Annotated in this window: 10 protein-coding genes and 1 pseudogene; 6 read left to right on the top strand and 5 right to left on the bottom strand. The window is 37.7% G+C overall.

The genetic code is table 11. The features are described 5' to 3' along the window. Positions 1-251: 251 nt before the first annotated feature. The gene (locus HNQ69_RS02080; protein WP_183228684.1) at positions 252-1,637 is read right to left on the bottom strand and encodes a sigma-54-dependent transcriptional regulator; all 1,386 of its coding nucleotides are present in this window, start codon (positions 1,635-1,637) and stop codon (positions 252-254) included. Positions 1,638-1,890: 253 nt separating this feature from the next. Between HNQ69_RS02080 and omp10 the strand changes: the two genes are divergently transcribed. Next, positions 1,891-2,262: an outer membrane lipoprotein Omp10 gene (gene omp10 / locus HNQ69_RS02075; RefSeq protein ID WP_183228440.1), complete on the top strand. Its 372-nt coding sequence runs from the start codon at positions 1,891-1,893 to the stop codon at positions 2,260-2,262. 254 nt (positions 2,263-2,516) lie between these two features. Here omp10 and HNQ69_RS02070 read toward each other — a convergent pair whose 3' ends face one another. Together HNQ69_RS02070 and HNQ69_RS02065 are read right to left on the bottom strand one after the other, a co-directional pair. Next, complete coding sequence (locus tag HNQ69_RS02070) at positions 2,517-3,509, bottom strand: KpsF/GutQ family sugar-phosphate isomerase (protein ID WP_183228439.1); 993 nt, start codon at positions 3,507-3,509, stop codon at positions 2,517-2,519. Positions 3,510-3,548: 39 nt separating this feature from the next. Next, a pseudogene (locus HNQ69_RS02065) lies at positions 3,549-4,459 on the bottom strand (UTP--glucose-1-phosphate uridylyltransferase). 258 nt (positions 4,460-4,717) lie between these two features. Between HNQ69_RS02065 and HNQ69_RS02060 the strand changes: the two are divergent. Both HNQ69_RS02060 and HNQ69_RS02055 read left to right on the top strand, forming a co-directional pair. Next, positions 4,718-5,974 (top strand): lytic murein transglycosylase, encoded by a 1,257-nt coding sequence (locus tag HNQ69_RS02060; RefSeq protein WP_183228438.1) that lies wholly within the window; start codon positions 4,718-4,720, stop codon positions 5,972-5,974. Positions 5,975-5,989: 15 nt separating this feature from the next. Continuing rightward, positions 5,990-7,057: an SGNH/GDSL hydrolase family protein gene (locus tag HNQ69_RS02055; protein ID WP_425486671.1), complete on the top strand. Its 1,068-nt coding sequence runs from the start codon at positions 5,990-5,992 to the stop codon at positions 7,055-7,057. Positions 7,058-7,203: 146 nt separating this feature from the next. Here the strand turns inward: HNQ69_RS02055 and HNQ69_RS02050 are convergent, their stop codons facing one another. Further along, a complete protein-coding gene (locus HNQ69_RS02050) occupies positions 7,204-9,228 on the bottom strand; it encodes a M3 family metallopeptidase (RefSeq protein WP_183228437.1) in 2,025 nt (674 codons plus the stop codon). A gap of 352 nt (positions 9,229-9,580) precedes the next feature. Between HNQ69_RS02050 and mgtE the strand changes: the two genes are divergently transcribed. The 3 genes from mgtE (at position 9,581) to ppa (ending at position 14,247) form a co-directional block, all read left to right on the top strand. Next, positions 9,581-10,957 carry a magnesium transporter gene (gene mgtE, locus HNQ69_RS02045; RefSeq protein ID WP_183228436.1) on the top strand — a complete coding sequence of 459 codons (1,377 nt, stop codon included), beginning with the start codon at positions 9,581-9,583 and terminating at the stop codon, positions 10,955-10,957. A gap of 864 nt (positions 10,958-11,821) precedes the next feature. Further along, positions 11,822-13,648, top strand: coding sequence for a translational GTPase TypA (typA, locus tag HNQ69_RS02040; protein ID WP_183228435.1), 1,827 nt, complete (start codon positions 11,822-11,824; stop codon positions 13,646-13,648). A 68-nt stretch (positions 13,649-13,716) separates the two neighbouring features. Further along, the gene (gene ppa, locus HNQ69_RS02035) at positions 13,717-14,247 is read left to right on the top strand and encodes an inorganic diphosphatase (RefSeq protein ID WP_183228434.1); all 531 of its coding nucleotides are present in this window, start codon (positions 13,717-13,719) and stop codon (positions 14,245-14,247) included. 40 nt (positions 14,248-14,287) lie between these two features. Here ppa and HNQ69_RS02030 read toward each other — a convergent pair whose 3' ends face one another. Further along, positions 14,288-14,611: a DUF167 domain-containing protein gene (locus tag HNQ69_RS02030; RefSeq protein ID WP_183228433.1), complete on the bottom strand. Its 324-nt coding sequence runs from the start codon at positions 14,609-14,611 to the stop codon at positions 14,288-14,290. Positions 14,612-14,623: the final 12 nt, after the last annotated feature.

The following is a 14,623-nucleotide window of genomic DNA, read 5'->3' as shown; positions in this document are numbered from 1 at the left end:
TCCAAACCTCTTTCGCCCCCTTTAATATTAATAGCTAAAGCTGTGAAAATTGAAACAAGAAAAGAGAGTTGAAAATGATTCTATCAAATAAAACCTTTACTTATTGCGTGTACAAAATCATTCTCACTTCTAAACACTACATAGACAACATTCCTTTAAAAGCCACAAAATACTCCCCCCTCGTCTTTACCCAAAACTGCTACATTTTTCTGAAAATCATACTTTTGACCAATGGAAGTTTATCGTGGATCTTACTTCCGTTCTTGGTTTTTTATTGCTTTCAACCCCTCTATTTTTCGATAAAGTGTAGAGCGCCCTATGTGAAGACGGCGAGCAATCTCACTCATATGTCCCTTATAATGTTTAACTGCTTTCTCAATAATATCACGCTCCATCTCTGCAAAAGTACGCACATGCCCATCAGTATCCAAAAATTGTATTAATTCTTGTTCATGATCTTCGTACACATTACTCTCAATAATATTTGGAACACCCATTAATGAATTTCCCATCAATTGGGGAAAATCCCGAACAGTTAACAATGGCCCTTCACTGAGTAAAATCGCACGAAATAAAAAATTTTCAAGTTCATTTCGATTGCCAGGCCAATCATACTGCATAAGTAATGAAAGAGCTGATCCTGCTAAACCATGCACATGCGATCGCCCTGTTTCCGTAATAATACGATCAATCAAACGTTGCGTCAGCTCGGGAAAATCATCCCTCAATTCTCGCAAAGCAGGAACGCTAATAGATAATTGAGAAAACTGCTCAAACAAACTACGCAAAAAAAAGTCCTCTGCAACCAGATCCTTCAATCGCGACGTTGAAATAGCAATGATACGAAAAGGAAAAAGCTTATCCTTTGTATTCTTTTCTCTTTCGTTAAGATAATGAGCTAAACGCTTTTGCTGTTTAGGCTCGAGTCGATCAACATCACAAAGACAAAGTGTGCCTTTTTCAAAAGAAGAAACCAATGGTAAAAATTCTTGAAACCAATGGTGATTTTCTTTTTCCGGATCAACAATCGCTGAACATTGAAAACGAATAAAAGCTCCCTCCGATAACAAACCCTCATGATGAATAATGCGTGCTAATGTTTCACGACCAGTTCCTACCTCGCCTTCTATCAATAGATTTTGTAAAGAAGATGCTGCTTTCCTCGATTTTTCTAGAACTATCTGCATTGCCCTACTTTTTATATAAAGGTCAGAAAATCGTAAATGATTCTTATTTTTTCGCCGAATATAACGAACCTCACGCTCCAATGCAGAAATGAGAGCAAGAGTATCCAAAGTAACTCTCAACCGCAGTAATGTAACTGGATGAATCCAATAATCAATTGCTCCAGCTGTTAAAGCTTTTTGCAGTAAATCTTGATTCTCTTGTTGCGCTATCACAACAATAGGAACAGCAACACCAGCGACTCTAATCATTTTAATCAAATCACTCACATTCAGATCACTCATGATGACATCAAGGAGTGCAAGCACAATATTTTTACGTCTGTGTAAAAGATCAATCGTCCGGAGACCATTTTCTGCTTCAATGACACGGTAACCAAAACCTCGAAGCATAGCAGAAAGCTCTAAACGCCTTCCATAATCTTCACTTGCAACAAGAATGGGACCAACCATAATTTCAATAATCCCCTTTGAGACTATTAAATAGCTTAATGTAAAAATTATTGTAAACCATAAGAAATATTTTACCTCTTGTGCTTCACCTAAAAAAATTATTAAGCTGCTAATTAAATACAACATTAAGGCATTTTTTTCCATTTTTTTGCTTTTTCATTGATTTTCATCAAATATTTCGTATTGACTCATGGAATAATTTAACAATGTTATAGAAATTAGAGAGCAAAGTAATATAAATAGAGTAAAACAGATGAAGCATATCTACCGTGTTTTATGTCTTACAATCACTGCTGTGGTAGTAGGTGCTTGTGGCCTTTCGCAATATTATGGACAAAATATACCAGCTGGAATTGATGGTAAATGGGTTGATGAAAACGGTATTATCTCTTCTTTCCACGATGGTGTTTTTGAAACGCGCGCAGCAGATACCGAAGAAAAACTATCAGAAGGCACATATAATTACGTCAGTGCCCAAAATATAGAAATTGAAATACACTCCATTCTCCGTGGAACAATATCCAAAGTCAATTGTGTGATATCACGTGATGCAACAAAACTTCTCTGCATATCACATACAGGATCACAATTTTCTCTTAAGAGAAATTTTGAAATAACGCTATAGCTTTCATTAGAGACATAGTAGGTGCACGCATATCAGGAGGTATAAACTTTCCTCCTGATAAAAAAGTTTCCTCTAAAATATGTAAGAATAGTGACACACTCCTCTATCAACAGAGTTTGCAAACACTATAAATGCACAAGAAACCATCTTTTCTAAGAAACATCTATAAAGCTGCTGCACAATAAGATTTTATCTTTTTATTTTTGTCGCTAGTTTATTCTAAAATAAACTTTAGCTGATATGAGCATTCCAAATTATACAGCACCGATGCGCAAAAGATCATGAAAATGAACAATTCCCACTGGTTTTTTATTCTCAACAACGAAAAGGGCACCAATATGGTGATCATTAAGAAAAGCCGTGGCAGCACCAACCAATGTATTTGGCTCCACAACTTTAGGATTTTTTGTCATCACCTCATCAACATTAAATTTTGATAAATTAAAGTGCATGTTACGCGCAAGATCACCATCGGTCACAATTCCGATTAACTCATTTTTTTTATTCACAACACCAACGCAACCAAAATGTTTTTCAACCAAAACATTCATCGCTTCAGGCATTGTTGTCCCCTGCACAACTAAAGGAATACATTCACCCTCATGCATAATATCACGCACATATTTTAAGCTTGCACCAAGAGAACCACCAGGATGATAAATTTTGAAATCCGTCGCAGTAAAGCTACGCATTTCTAAAAGAGCAACAGCTAATGCATCTCCCATAGCTAATTGCATAACGGTTGAAGTGGTCGGAGCAAGTCCGTGGGGACAAGCCTCTTCTATCTTCGGCAACAAGAGTACAATATCAGCTTGTCGCCCTAATACAGAATTCTCACCCGATGTCATGGCAATAAGTGGTATGCGAAAACGCGCCGCATGATTAATAATGCCACTTAATTCCAAAGTCTCACCTGACCATGACAAAGCAAGAATGACATCATCAGATCCAATCATACCGAGATCCCCATGATTGGCTTCTGCAGCGTGAACAAAAAAGGCAGGAGTCCCTGTTGAAGCTAAGGTTGCAGCAATTTTCGTACCTATATGACCACTCTTTCCAAGACCAGTAATCACTACATGACCATTAGCATTTCTAATCGTTTGAACAGCAGCTTCAAAGGCAGAAGAAAGGTCTCTAAGAAGAGCTTCTTCAAGAGCTTCAAGCCCTTGTTTTTCACTTGTAAGTGTTTTAAGCGCCGATGTAACGGCACCCTGCAAAGTCATATGAAGAGGCTGTATTGTCATAAACAAATTTGATAAATAAAATTAAACGAGGAATCTATATCATTTTTCAACTTTAATGGTTTCTAGTAAATTTTTTAATAAAGCAAAACGTGGTTACGCATATCAGAGCGTGCTAAAAAAAATGCAATGTTGGCTTCAATAAAACCAGCTTTAGAACCACAATCAAATGTGAGCCCTTTTAACTGAAAACCAAAAAAATCCTGCTCATTTGAAAGCCGTTCCATCGCATCTGTTAATTGAATTTCATTGTCTGCTCCTCGTTTTTGGTTGGAGAGAATATTAAAAATTTCTGATTGCAATATATAACGTCCATTAATATAATAGGTTCGACGGCACTGTTCCTTTTGTTAGTTTTTCTACCATTTTTGTGATTTTAAAACCGTTTGCTATCTGCTTTCCTTGTCCAACAATACCATATTTATGTGCTTCTTCGGGATTGCACCCCTGAACCGCAATAATATTTCCCCCACCTGTTTCCTCATAAAGATTGATCATCTCAGAAAGGCAACGTTTTTTAGCTTGTATCAGCATATCTGGTAATAACAAAGCAAAAGGTTTATTCCCAACGAGTTCACACGCACACAAAAGAGTATGCCCTAGCCCCAAAGGCTCCTTGTTGCCACGTGGAAGAAATTGCACCAGGGAGAGGCTGTAAGCTGTGTAAATACTCAAGTTCTTCTCTTTTCTACCTTTAGAAAGAGTTATATATAACTCAACTTGCTCATCAAAATAATCTTCAATGACTGCTTTATTGCGTCCAGTAACAAAAATAAAATCTCAATATCAGCTTCACGTGCCTCATTTACAAAATATTGAATAACCGACTTATAAACAACAGTCAGCATTTCTTTAGAAACAGTTTTTGTTGCAGAAAGAAAACGTGTACCAAGACCAGCCACGGAAAATACTGCTTTCCGGATTTTACGCACTCTGATTCTTCTGCTCCTCATTAATCTTGTAACTTTCTGATTTTGTTTAACATATATTTTTACGAAACAGTAAAAAAATATCGTATTGTCTTGATTGGCATTATAATGGACAGCAAAAAAATGTAAGAGTATAATCGTTTATTGAGAAAATTTCTTAAAAACAAATAATGCATTTCAGTCTTCCTTATTCGCTTGATAACATCATCGATAACACCAAATAAAAATGACGTCCTTGTACATCAAAATATTTAATATCTAAATGTTGAAAGGAATTTAAAAATGCAAAAGATAGAATTCCAAACTTTCTCTTCTTCAGAGAAATCGATAAATTGGAAAAATTTTATCATAGGTTTGGCCGTTCTTCTTCCTGTTTTTTGTATGTTTTTTGCGTCAATTTTACATGCCAATAGCGGTTTTAAACACTGGATTAAAGAGTTTAAAAAAACAGCTATCGCCAATAAGATTTCATCCTCTACGTTTGATATGGCTTTTAAAGGTGTCAGCGCAATTGATCCAGAAGTTTTAGAAAAAGCTGCACATCAGCCAGAATTTGTCGATCCTTCATGGAACTATTTCGACAATCGTGTTCATGATATTGCAACTATAGAAGGACAGCGCCAAGCTCAGAAATGGGAAAAGTGGCTTCTTCAAATTGAGAAACGTTTTGGTGTTGATCGCAATATTCTCCTGGCTATTTGGTCGATAGAAAGCAATTATGGAAAAATTTTAGCAGATAAAGGTGTGATGCGTGATACCATTCGCTCACTTGCAACCCTAGCCTATGCTGATCAAAAACGTTCAAGATACGCGCATACACAACTGATTGCTGCCATGAAAATTCTTCAAAATGGTGAAATTACACGAGAACAACTTACTGGATCTTGGGCCGGTGCAATGGGACATACGCAATTCATTCCAAGTAGCTATCTTGCTTATGCCATTGATATGGACGAGGATGGACGGCGTGATATCTGGACCTCTGTTCCAGATGCTCTCGCGACTGCCGCTAATCTTCTTCACATGAATGGTTGGCAGTCTAATCTTCCTTGGGGAGTAGAAGTTAAATTGCCGCAAGGGAAAAATTTTCCTGATGATTGGTATTCTTTCGAGCAATGGGCAAAGTTAGGTGTAAAACATGCGAATGGGCGCCCTCTTCTTGCATCATCTGAACGAGCAATCTTAAAATTCCCAGATGGTCCCAAAGGACCTATATTTTTAGTAACAAAAAATTTCTTCGTTCTCAAACGTTATAACAATGCAGATAGATATGCTTTCGCTGTTGCCCTTCTCGCTAACCGCATTGCTGGACATCCTGGATTGGTTCAAGATTGGCAACGTCCATTTCAACCTCTTAATTTCCATGAGCGCAAAGAACTGCAATCTCGTTTAATCGCGCTTGGTTATTATAAAGGAAAAGTTGATGGTAAAATCGGTAAAGCCTCTCGAAAAGCGATTAAAGATTTTCAACTACACCACGGCTTAAAAGTAAATGGATATCCCACCCCTGAAGTTCTCTCTCTTCTTCGAAAACAATAATTTGGAGTAAAGTGTTTGTCCCATCTCCACCCAAAATACTTAATTTTTATGTTTTTTTCTCTCTTTTATGTGAATGTTCTACACCCAACTCAAAGTGAAGCGACAAATTTTTTTAAATGGTTGTTACAACATAACGAACAAGAGCAACTACCACAACAACAACCACAACTTATAGAGAAAAGAACATACAAACTACAAAAAAAGACTATAATACAAAAATCTGTGCAAAAATTAAAAAAAGAAAATGCAAAACGCATTCTTGTCCTAGGGGACTTTGTAGCTTCTGCTGTCGCCGATGCACTTAAGACGCTTTTTATTGATAATGTCGATATCATCATCATAAAGAATACAATGCCGGCTTCTGGCTTAGTGAGAACGGATTATTATTCTTGGAAAGACAATATTTCTGCACTCATTGAGAGAAATAAAGCCGATATTATTGTCATCCTGATGGGTGCAAACGATAATCAACCAATTACGAGCTCTCAAAACATACTCAGCACAAGTCAACCAGAATGGATAAGCATTTATAAAAAAAGAATTACCGAAATTGCTGAACGCCTTCATAATTCTGGAAAATCATGGATATGGATGGGCCAACCTATCTTTAAAAACAGCGATTTAACACAAAAAGTGAAAATTTTTAATGAGCTTTATAAGGATATAACAGAAGCAAAAGGAGGATATTTTATCGATATTTGGAACGGTTTCATTGATAAACAAGGTGAATTTTCTTTTTCAGGCTATGATACAAATGGAAAAGTTGTTAGATTACGCACGGATGATGGTATCAACTTTACCTCTGAAGGAAAGAAAAAACTCGCCTCTTATTTAGAAAAAAAACTGAAAGACATTTTATATCATACATTCTCGCATGAAAATCCACTTTTTATCAATGTCAATACTCTAAATCTTACGCAACAAACGCAGAAGATTGAGCGCCAACCGCCAATGAGCCTTAATGATTTGGCACAACAAAATACTCACTTACTCAAAAAAATAGATCAAAGCTCTATAAAAAGATCATGGTTTCTACTCAATGGTCATCAAAGAGACCGAGCTGATAATTTTTCTCTCCCCTGATGTCTTTAAAAATACAGAGCCTGAATTTTCTTCATAAATGGAAAGCCGCTGTTCATTAACCATAATGGAGCGGGAATTTGCATAGATCTCAACCGCAGAAAAAATAGAACAACGGTATGGCTTACACCATACCGTATCGTTGTACCTTATAATCCACGTTTTTTAATCATCGCTTCTGGTGATGGTAACCGTCCCCGAAAAGCTGTATAGAGCTCTTCTGGATCGCGGCTTCCTCCAGCAGAATAGATAAAACGTTTTAAGCGATCAGCAAGCTCTGAATTAAAAACATCACCTGTTTCTTCAAAAGCTTGAAAAGCATCAGCATCAAGTACTTCTGACCACATATAAGAATAGTAACCAGCGGCATAACCATCTCCTGAAAATATATGCGTAAAATGCGCAGGGCGATGACGCATAATAATTGTGCCAGGCATTTGCAATTTTTCTAATTCTTGATGCTCAAACATTGTTGGATCAGTTACCGTCTTTCCCTGATGAAAAGCCATATCCACTAAAGCAGATGAGGTAAATTCAACCGCAGCAAAACCAGCATTAAATGTCTGTGCTGATAAAACTTTATCCATCAATGTTTGTGGCATAGGAAGCCCTGTTTTTATATGCGTAGCATAAGATTTTAAAACCTCTGGTACAGTTAACCAATGTTCGTAAAGCTGGGAAGGAAGTTCAACAAAATCGCGCGAAACTGAGGGTCCTGCAACCGAGGGCCATGTTACATCAGAAAGCAAACCATGCAATGCATGGCCAAATTCGTGGAAAAGTGTGCGCGCATCATCAAGTGATAAAAGTGCAATCTCCCCTTTGGGTGGTTTAGCAAAATTACAAATATTGTAGATAATAGGCTTTTGTCCGCCATCCAGTTTATGTTGGGATTGCAGCCTACTCATCCATGCACCAGACCGTTTTGAAGACCGTGCGAAATAATCACCAATAAAATGTCCAAGCAAGCTTCCATCAGATTTTTTAACTTCCCACAAACGAGCATCAGGATGCCAAAGTGTAACAGCGCTTTTTTCTTCAAATGTAATCCCAAAGAGTTTTCCTGCCACTCCAAAAGCCGCTTCAATCATGCGATCAAGCTGAAAATAATATTTAATTTCAGCCTCATCGAAAGAAAATTTTTCAGTGCGAAGTTTTTCAACATAATAACGCCAATCCCATGCCGCTAAAGTTTCATTGCTTCCCTGATTTTTTGCAAATTTTTGTAATTCAATCTGTTCACTAGCAGCCTTAGCTTTCGCGCGTTCCCATATAGGTGTGAGTAAATCCATAACTGTATCAACACTTTTTGCCATAGTATTATCAAGTTTCAAATCTGCGAAGGATTTATAACCTAGTAATTTAGCTTGCTCATCTCGAAGCGCAATAATCTCTACAATAATGGCTCGATTATCATTCTCGTTATTATTTTCACCACGTTTAGACCAAGCTTGGAATGCACTCTCACGCAAATCGCGACGATGAGAGAATTTCAAAAAGGGCTCAACAATTGAGCGTGCCAACGTTAATGCATAAGCGCCTTCATGGCCCCTTTCACGGGCAATTTCCTTCATTGAAGCAATAAGATCATCAGGTAAACCAGACAAATCTGTTTGTTCTAAAAGTAAAATCCATTCAGCTTCATCTTTTAATACATGCTGACCAAAAGTAGCACTTAAAAAAGCAAGTTTTTCATTAATTTCTATAAGCCGTTTTTTCCCTTCTTCATCAAGTTTTGCACCATTACAAACAAACTTTTTCCACCATAATTCAAGCACACGTGTTGTTTCACTATCGTACCCACCCTGCTGTGATTGTTTATAGAGCACATCCATTTTCGCAAATATCCGCGTGTCCATCATAATTTTGGACGAATAATGAGAAAGTTTTACAACAAACTCTTGTTCTAACTGTTGAATCAACGCATTACTATGTGCACCGGAGCGCAAGAAAAATATTGAACAGACACGATCAAGCGCTTTGCCAGAAAGCTCAAAAGGTTGCAAAAAATTCTCAAGTGTTGGTGGTTCTTGCACTGTTGCAATTATCTCTATTTCTTCCTCTGCTTCTTGAAGAGCCTGTTCAAAAGCGGGTTTAAAATCTTCATCACTTATCGAAGAAAAATCAGGAAGCCCTGAGAATCCCTTCCAGTCCAGTACTACTTCTTTTGTCATAATACGCGCTATCTCCATTCTAAATTTACTGTAATAATAATTACCTTTACGACACAAATTGATCATATACTAAAATCATTTAGTCTGCTTTACAGATACCTTTCAGACCTCTTTTTTAAGAAAAGAAATAAAGCATATCTTTATTATTAGGAGATAAATAAAAATGAGAATCGCTATGTGTCCGGTTTATGAAATTGTTTATAACCTGCGATCTATCCTTGACTTTATTTTAAATATTAACAATTGGAAGAATGCAACTGGGGAGGACTTTTTTAGATCTTTTATAACTTTTGTTTTATCCTGCCCGTAATTTGAATTTGTAATTCTTCAACCTTTCGGAAGGTACTTTATTATGACTGAAATTAAAACGACCTTCGACTTCAAAAATTCTTCTCCTGAAGTTCTCGCCGAAGAATTAAAAAATCATCATTTTGCTGACTCGATTGATATCATAAATGATCTCGATATCATGGAACGCGTAGCTATTCTCAGCCTTCTCCCTCTTGATTATACCATAGAACTCTTTGACAAACCCGAGCTTGAGCAACCAGCAGCTATTCTTGAACTTCTTCCTATTAACCGTTCCGTTGAAATTCTTGATGGCATGTCTGCTGATGCCGCCGCCGATGTCTTTCAGGAAATAGATAAAGAAAACCGTACGCGGCTTTATGCATTACTCAACCCCTTAACGCGCGCTGAACTAAAAAAACTTACGAGTTATCCTGATCATACAGCCGGTGCACTAATGACTACAGAGTTCATAGCTGTCCCCGCAAACTGGACCGTAAAAAAAACTCTGGACTACATTCGCGATGTCGAACGAACACGTGAAACAGTCTATACAAGCTATGTTATTGATCCCAAAACAGGGACTCTTCTTAAGGCTGTTTCATTGCGTAACCTTATCCTTGCTTCACCAGATGATCCAATTTTAAATGTCGCAACACATGACACACCTATTACAATATCTCCCTTTACACATCATGAAGATATCGCTCGTCTTTTTCAACGCCATGACCTTCTCTCCGTACCAGTAATTGATGATAGCAATCATGTCATTGGTATTGTAACAGTCGATGACGTTCTTGATACAATGGTCGATGAAATGAGTGAAGATGCTTATAAATTCGGAGGTATGGAAGCTCTTGATAAGCCCTATATGCAAATCAACTTTCTAGGAATGATGAAAAAACGTGGGGGATGGCTCTCTTTACTTTTTCTTGGCGAAATGCTGACAGCAAGTGCTATGCAATATTTCGAAACAGAACTTGAGAAAGCCATCGCTCTCACACTGTTTATTCCTCTTATCATGAGCTCAGGAGGAAACTCTGGTTCGCAAGCAACATCACTTATTATTCGTGCTTTAGCTTTACGTGAACTCACACTTAAAGACTGGTGGAAAATTACCCTCCGTGAAATTCCAGCAGGGATATCCCTTGGTCTTTTACTGGGAGTGATTGGAATGCTACGTATCGCTCTTTGGCAAGAATTTGGTATTTACAACTATGGTGAACATTGGGTTTTCATTGCCATAACAGTAGGCACAGCTTTAGTTGGAATTGTCACCTTTGGTTCTTTATCGGGCTCCATGCTTCCCTTTATTCTTAAAGGTTTTGGATTTGATCCAGCAAGTGCTTCAGCTCCTCTTGTAGCAACTTTAGTGGATGTTATGGGAATCGTGATCTATTTTTCTGTTGCCTCCCTTATTTTGTCTGGAACCCTACTTTAAGATGGGGAAAAATGCACCTCACGCACCTTAAAATTTCTTTGATTTAAGCAACTGTACAAAAAAAGATTGATCTTTTTAAAATATAAAACAGAAACAGCATCACGCACTTTAAACAAAATCCTTTGAGACTGTCATAGTTCATTATTTGAAATGCTCTTATTATGAAGAAGCAAAAATTGTTCAATGACAAATCACAAGAAAAGTGACAAGATCTATAAAAACAATTTGAGAAAGAATCCATAATGTTTAATGGATTCTTTAACTACCAAGGCAAATGCAAGCTGAGGGAAAAGACATATAAAACCACCATTATCATTCATTTGCCAGCTCTTAATATTACAATCACCCTTGAAAGACAATTCATTAGAGAGATATCTCGTCCTTTCTCAAATGGATTTTTTCACATATCAATCTTATAACGTGCAAAGAAGTGATTTTTTTAGATTCATAATAAAAAGAACATAAATGAGAAAGTATTTTCTATATTTAGGACTCTAACGTAGAACAGAAAATGGTAACTATATTATTAAAATCAATATCTTACCTTCATAATACGCAGCTGTATTGCGTTTAGATGTTGATTTACAGATAATGGCTAAGCTATGCGCTTTATTCTAAAGAAGCAAATTACACTCTTTTTTCTTAGCGCACACTTCATATGAAATGCTCACAAACTGAAAAGTTTTTGGAAAAATTTTTCTAAGTAACAGAACATAAAAATCCTTTGCATACACTTTATCATAAAAATATTTCCTCCTCTTCCAATATTATAAAAAAACATGTAAAAGGTTTTGTAATAGTTAGGTAAGGGATGCAAAAGCTTTACCTCCAATGAAGTTTCACTAAACAAAAAGAAGAAAATTTATGCAATTGCGTAACATTGCCATCATCGCACACGTTGACCATGGGAAAACAACGCTCGTCGACGAACTTCTCAAACAATCAGGAAACTTCCGTGATAATCAGCGTACCAGCGAACGTATGATGGATTCCAACGACATTGAAAAAGAACGCGGAATTACAATTCTAGCAAAAGTAACCTCCGTTGTTTGGAAAGATACCCGAATTAACATTGTTGATACACCAGGGCACGCTGATTTCGGCGGAGAAGTTGAACGTATTTTAAACATGGTAGACGGAGCAATTGTCCTTGTTGATGCCGCTGAAGGCCCAATGCCACAAACAAAATTTGTCGTTGGCAAAGCGTTAAAAGTAGGATTATGCCCCATTGTTGCGATCAATAAAATTGATCGGACTGATGCACGCGCTGATGAAGTTATCAATGAGGTTTTTGACCTTTTTGCAGCGCTTGATGCAACCGATGAACAGCTCGATTTTCCTATTCTCTATGGATCAGGCCGTGATGGATGGATGGCTGAAACCCCTGAAGGACCAAAAGATCAAGGACTGAGTCCTTTGTTCGATCTTGTAACTCGCCATGTCCCTTCTCCTAGTATAGCAGAAGGGCCGTTCCGTATGATCGGAACTATTTTGGAAGCAGATCCATTTTTGGGGCGCATCATTACAGGCCGCATTCATTCAGGCTCTATAAAGCCTAATCAAAATGTCAAGGTTCTTGGACAAGATGGAAAGCTCTTAGAAACTGGACGTATTTCAAAAATTTTGGCATTTCGTGGACTGGAACGACAACCTATTGAAAAAAGTGTTGCCGGTGATATTATAGCAATTGCGGGTCTGCAAAAGGGCACCGTTGCTGATACTTTCTGTGACCCTACTATCAATGAACCTCTTACCGCCCAACCAATCGATCCTCCCACTGTTACTATGAGCTTTCTCGTCAATGATAGCCCCCTTGCCGGAACCGAAGGCGATAAAGTCACAAGCCGTGTTATCCGTGATCGTTTGTTAAAAGAAGCAGAAGGCAATGTGGCCCTAAAAATTGAAGAATCAGCCGATAAAGATTCTTTCTACGTTTCAGGACGAGGAGAATTACAACTTGCCGTTCTCATCGAAAATATGCGCCGTGAAGGATTTGAGCTGAGTGTTTCACGTCCACGTGTTGTGATGCAAAACGATGAAAACGGAACAGCTCTTGAACCAATCGAGGAAGTTGTCATTGATGTTGATGAGGAATATTCCGGAACTGTCGTTCAAAAAATGTCTGAGCGTAAAGCCGAAATGGTTGAATTGCGCCCTTCTGGAGGCAATCGTGTCCGTCTTGTCTTTTACGCACCAACGCGAGGGCTCATTGGCTATCAATCTGAGCTTTTGACTGACACACGTGGTACAGCCATCATGAATCGCCTTTTCCATGCCTATGAACCTTATAAGGGAGACATTGGTGGACGTACTAATGGTGTTATGATTTCAAATGATAACGGTGAAGCTGTCGCCTATGCTCTTTTTAATCTTGAAGATCGTGGACCTATGATAATCAATGCCGGCGTTAAAGTTTATCAAGGTATGATTATTGGCATACATTCACGTGATAACGATTTAGAAGTAAATGTTTTAAAAGGGAAAAAGCTCACTAACATGCGGGCTTCTGGAAAAGATGAAGCCGTAAAATTAACTCCTCCAATTAAAATGACATTAGAACGTGCTCTATCGTGGATACAAGATGATGAGCTTGTAGAAGTAACACCGAAGAACATTCGTCTACGTAAACTCTATCTAGATCCTAATGAACGCAAACGTTTTGAAAAAAAACGCTCATCAACTTCAAATTAGTATCACGACTTCTTCGGTCAAATATTTTATTGTATCTAGCTTCATCATATTCTAGAAAGGATATTTACATGAATATTAAGGAAATACCTGTTGGCAAGAATCCGCCAGAAGATATCAATGTCATCGTCGAAGTCTCTGTTGGTGGTCAGCCAATAAAATATGAAATGGACAAAAAATCCGGAGCGTTATTTGTTGATCGTTTTCTTCATACATCGATGGTTTATCCCGGAAATTATGGTTTTGTACCACATACTCTTTCGGACGATGGCGATCCAATTGATGTGCTTATTTGTAATACCCGTCCACTTCTTCCTGGTTGTGTTATCAACGTCTGCCCCATTGGAGCCCTGATTATGGAAGACGATGGTGGTAAAGATGAAAAAATTATTGCCATCCCTACCCCAAAATTAACAAAACGCTATATTAATATTCAAGACTATACAGATCTCCCCGAAATTACACTAAAGCAAATTGAGCACTTCTTCGAACATTACAAAGATCTTGAACCTGGAAAATGGGCTAAAATTGAAGGTTGGCGTGATAGAAATTTTGCACGTGAACTAATTAAACAAGCTATTGAGTGCAATAAAGAAATATAACTCTTTCCGAAAAATAAAGCCTGTCTTTTTGGATGGGCTTTTATTTTTGCGTAGAAGTACAATCTTCTAATGACTTCCATATCTCCTTTAACTCTTCTAAGTGCGCTGAAAAGTGAAGTTGTTTGTAGCGTGATGTTGTGCCGTTCTTAAGAAAAATGCAAGAAGAGGGAATTTTCCATTGCTTCGATAAAAATTTAATAAGAGCTTTATTTGCTTTTCCATCTTCAGGAACAGCACGCAGACGTATAACCAAATACTGCTTTCCATCATCCCTATACTCAACCCCCATTATTCGATCAACGGAAGCCTTGGGAATAAGGCGTACAAACAGAATAAAACCATTCGTATCAACTTGATGAAACATCTCGTCGTCTCA

This window comes from Bartonella callosciuri (assembly GCF_014203215.1).
Taxonomy (GTDB): Bacteria; Pseudomonadota; Alphaproteobacteria; order Rhizobiales; family Rhizobiaceae; genus Bartonella; species Bartonella callosciuri.
This window is presented reverse-complemented; position numbering and strand designations above follow the sequence as displayed.

What these genes read in the sequence shown, in the direction of transcription:
- HNQ69_RS02080 (WP_183228684.1), bottom strand. Translation starts at nt 1,637, where the DNA reads ATGGTTGGTCCCATTCTTGTTGCAAGTGAAGATTATGGAAGGCGTTTA.
- omp10 (WP_183228440.1), top strand. Translation starts at nt 1,891, where the DNA reads ATGAAGCATATCTACCGTGTTTTATGTCTTACAATCACTGCTGTGGTA.
- HNQ69_RS02070 (WP_183228439.1), bottom strand. Translation starts at nt 3,509, where the DNA reads ATGACAATACAGCCTCTTCATATGACTTTGCAGGGTGCCGTTACATCG.
- HNQ69_RS02060 (WP_183228438.1), top strand. Translation starts at nt 4,718, where the DNA reads ATGCAAAAGATAGAATTCCAAACTTTCTCTTCTTCAGAGAAATCGATA.
- HNQ69_RS02050 (WP_183228437.1), bottom strand. Translation starts at nt 9,228, where the DNA reads ATGACAAAAGAAGTAGTACTGGACTGGAAGGGATTCTCAGGGCTTCCT.
- mgtE (WP_183228436.1), top strand. Translation starts at nt 9,581, where the DNA reads ATGACTGAAATTAAAACGACCTTCGACTTCAAAAATTCTTCTCCTGAA.
- typA (WP_183228435.1), top strand. Translation starts at nt 11,822, where the DNA reads ATGCAATTGCGTAACATTGCCATCATCGCACACGTTGACCATGGGAAA.
- ppa (WP_183228434.1), top strand. Translation starts at nt 13,717, where the DNA reads ATGAATATTAAGGAAATACCTGTTGGCAAGAATCCGCCAGAAGATATC.
- HNQ69_RS02030 (WP_183228433.1), bottom strand. Translation starts at nt 14,611, where the DNA reads ATGTTTCATCAAGTTGATACGAATGGTTTTATTCTGTTTGTACGCCTT.